This is a genomic window from Pseudokineococcus marinus, from assembly GCF_013004605.1.
Lineage (GTDB): Bacteria > Actinomycetota > Actinomycetes > Actinomycetales > Quadrisphaeraceae > Pseudokineococcus > Pseudokineococcus marinus.
On record NZ_JABEMA010000335.1, the window covers coordinates 1 to 3,048 of the forward strand.

The 3,048-nt window shown below is 79.5% G+C and carries 3 protein-coding genes; 1 reads left to right on the forward strand and 2 read right to left on the reverse strand.

Annotated features, from left to right (window positions below; translation table 11 throughout):
- Together radA and HLB09_RS14950 are read right to left on the reverse strand one after the other, a co-directional pair.
- Nucleotides 1–1,432: DNA repair protein RadA (gene radA, locus HLB09_RS14945; RefSeq protein ID WP_171204125.1), on the reverse strand; the 1,432-nt coding region annotated here is incomplete at its 3' end.
- A gap of 10 nt (nt 1,433–1,442) precedes the next feature.
- The gene (locus HLB09_RS14950) at nt 1,443–2,345 is read right to left on the reverse strand and encodes a class I SAM-dependent methyltransferase (RefSeq protein ID WP_322790206.1); all 903 of its coding nucleotides are present in this window, start codon (nt 2,343–2,345) and stop codon (nt 1,443–1,445) included.
- Nucleotides 2,346–2,380: 35 nt separating this feature from the next.
- On the opposite strand from HLB09_RS14950, the gene HLB09_RS14955 reads away from it, so the two are divergent.
- The coding region (locus tag HLB09_RS14955) for a Ppx/GppA phosphatase family protein (RefSeq protein WP_171204126.1) at nt 2,381–3,048 on the forward strand (668 nt) is incomplete at its 3' end.

Below are 3,048 nucleotides of genomic sequence, written 5' to 3' on the forward strand. Positions count from 1 at the left end.
GGGGCGGCCGGTGGCCCCGGCCCGGGTCGCCGTCGTGGGCGGCGAAGAGCTGCAGCACGCAGGAGCGGACGTCGTCGACCTCGAGGACGCGCATCGACCCCCACGGCGGGGTGGCGCCGGGCGGCTGCACGCCGAGGGCGCCGTGGGGGACGACGGCGCGCTGCATGCCCACCCGGGCGGCCTCGGCGAGCCGCCGCTCGGTGCCGGGGACGGCGCGCACGTCACCGGAGAGCCCCACCTCGCCGATGGCGACCGTGCCCGGCGGCAGCGCGCTGTCGAAGCAGGCCCCGGCGAGGGCGACGGCGAGGGCCAGGTCGACGCCGGGCTCGGTGGTGCGGACGCCGCCGACGGTCGCCGTGAAGACGTCGCTCGGCGTGCGCAGCAGCCCGGCGCGCGCCTGGAGGACGGCGACGGCCAGGGCCACCCGGCTGGCGTCGAGCCCCGTCGAGCGGGTCTTCGGGCTGCCGCCCGCGGCCGGCGCGACGAGCGCCTGCACCTCGAGCACCAGCGGGCGGCGCCCCTCGAGGGCCACCGCGGCGCAGGTCCCGGGCACGGGCGTCGTCGTCCGCGAGAAGAAGAGCTCGCTCGGGTCGACGAGCCCCGTGATGCCGCCCTCGGACAGGTCGAAGCAGCCGACCTCGTCGGTCGGGCCGTAGCGGTTCTTCACGGCCCGCACCATGCGCAGGCGCGAGTGGCGGTCGCCCTCGAAGGTGCAGACGACGTCGACGAGGTGCTCGAGCACGCGGGGGCCCGCGACGGACCCGTCCTTGGTGACGTGGCCGACGAGCAGCGTGGCCATGCCGCGCTCCTTGGCCGTCGCGATGACGGAGGCCGCCACCTCCCGCACCTGGGTGACGCCGCCAGCGGCGCCCTCGACGGCAGCGGAGGCGACCGTCTGCACGGAGTCGACGACGAGGAGGTCGGGGGAGACCGTCTCGACGTGGGCGAGGACGGCCGCGAGGTCGTTCTCGGCCGCGAGGAAGAGCCGGGGGCGCAGCGCCCCGATGCGCTCTGCGCGCAGGCGCACCTGGGCCGCCGTCTCCTCGCCGGTGACGTAGAGCACGGTCTTCCCGGTGGTGGCGGTGCGCGCGGCGACCTCGAGCAGGAGGGTCGACTTGCCCACCCCGGGCTCGCCGGCCATGAGGACGACGGCGCCCGGCACGACGCCGCCGCCGAGCACCCGGTCGAGCTCGTCGACCCCGGTGGGGGCCGCCGAGGCCTCCTTCGCGTCCACCTCGGCGATGGGCTGGGCGGCGCGCCGCACGGCCCGGGCGGGCGCGGTGCGCGGGCCCGAGGGCGCGGCGACCTCCTCGACGGTGCCCCAGGCCTGGCACTCGCCGCACCGTCCGACCCACTTGGCCGTGGTCCAGCCGCAGTCCGCGCAGCGGTAGGCGGGGCGCGGGGCGCGGGGGGCGGAGCTCTTGGCGGCCATGGCGGGGACGCTAGGCGCGCCCACCGACAGCGGCCCCCGCCGGGTCGTCGGCCGGGTCGTCCGTCGGGCTCCCCGGCCGCCCGGGGGTGCGCCGCCAGCGCACCGCGACGGCGTCGTCGAGCGCGGTGCCCGGGTGGGCGGCGAGCACCTCGTCGGCCAGGGCGGGCGGCAGCTCGACGCGGACGACCGCCTCGAAGGAGGCGCGGTCGGGGAAGGCCCACCGCACGTCGACGCCGCGCTCGCAGAAGCCCTGCCGCCGCCAGAACCGGCGCACGGCCGCGGCGTCGTGGCGGGGGCGGGCCCGGGCGAACCACCCGCCGAAGGTCGAGCGGCTCGCGTCGGTGTCGACGACGACCACGGCCCCGCCCGGGCGCAGCACCCGCTCCGCCTCGGCGAGGCCCGGCTCGCAGCCGGGCCCGAAGAAGTAGGCCCAGCGGGCGAGGACGACGTCGACGGAGGCGTCCGGCAGCGGCAGCGCCTGGGCCGTCCCCGCGACGACGCGCACCCGCGCCCCCGCCGGGTCGAGCGCCCGCGCCCGCCGCTGCGCCCGCCCGCGCAGCGGCGGGTGCGGCTCGACGCCGACGACCGAGCGGGCGGCGCCGCGCGCCGCGGCGGCCGCGTCCTCGCCCGGCCCGGGGTCGAGCCCGGCGAGCCGCCCGAGCATGACGCCGAGCCCGCAGCCGACGTCGACGACGTCGAGGCCCGCCCAGCCCGCCACCTCGCGCAGGACGGCGTCCACGCGGCGGTCCGGGTCCACGTGGGCGTTCTCCAGCGCGTACGCGTCGGGGTGGTACCAGGCGTTCGGGCTGGGCACGACGCCCGGCAGGACGTCCTCCCCGGCTGCCGCGGCCTGGGCCGCCCCGTCGGGGCTCGTCCCGTCGGGGGCCGCACCGGGGCGGGGGAGGGGCGGCACGTCGCGGAGCGTAGGCGGCGCTAGGTTCTGCGCCCATGCGCCTGGGGGTCCTCGACGTCGGGTCGAACACCGTGCACCTGCTCGTCGTCGACGCCCACCCCGGCGCCTCGCCCGTGCCCACGGCCTCCCACCGGCGCGTGCTGCGGCTCGCCGAGCGGCTCGACGCCGAGGGCGCCGTCCGCGAGGAGGGCGTGGCGGACCTGCTCGACGCCGTCCGGGCGGCGCGGGAGGCGGCCACCGCCGAGGGCGTCGAGGAGCTCATGGGCTTCGCCACCAGCGCCCTGCGGGAGGCGCCCAACGGCGCGGAGGTCCTCGAGCGGGTCCGCCGGGAGACCGGCGTCGCCCTCGAGGTGCTCAGCGGCGGCGCCGAGGCGCGGCTCACCTTCTTCGCGGTGCGGCGCTGGTTCGGGTGGTCGGCGGGGCGCCTGCTCGTCCTCGACATCGGCGGCGGCTCGCTCGAGATGGCCGTCGGCCGCGACGAGGACGCCGACGTCGCGCTCAGCGTGCCGCTCGGCGCCGGGCGCACGACGCGCTCGCACCTCGCCGGCGGGGCGGCGAGGCCGCGCGACGTCGCGCCGCTGCGCGAGCACGCCCGCGCGGTGCTCGAGGCCTCGACCGGGCGCCTGCGCGAGCAGGGCGCCTGCGACCTCGCCGTGGGCTCGAGCAAGACCTTCCGCACGCTCGGGCGCCTCACCGGCGCGGC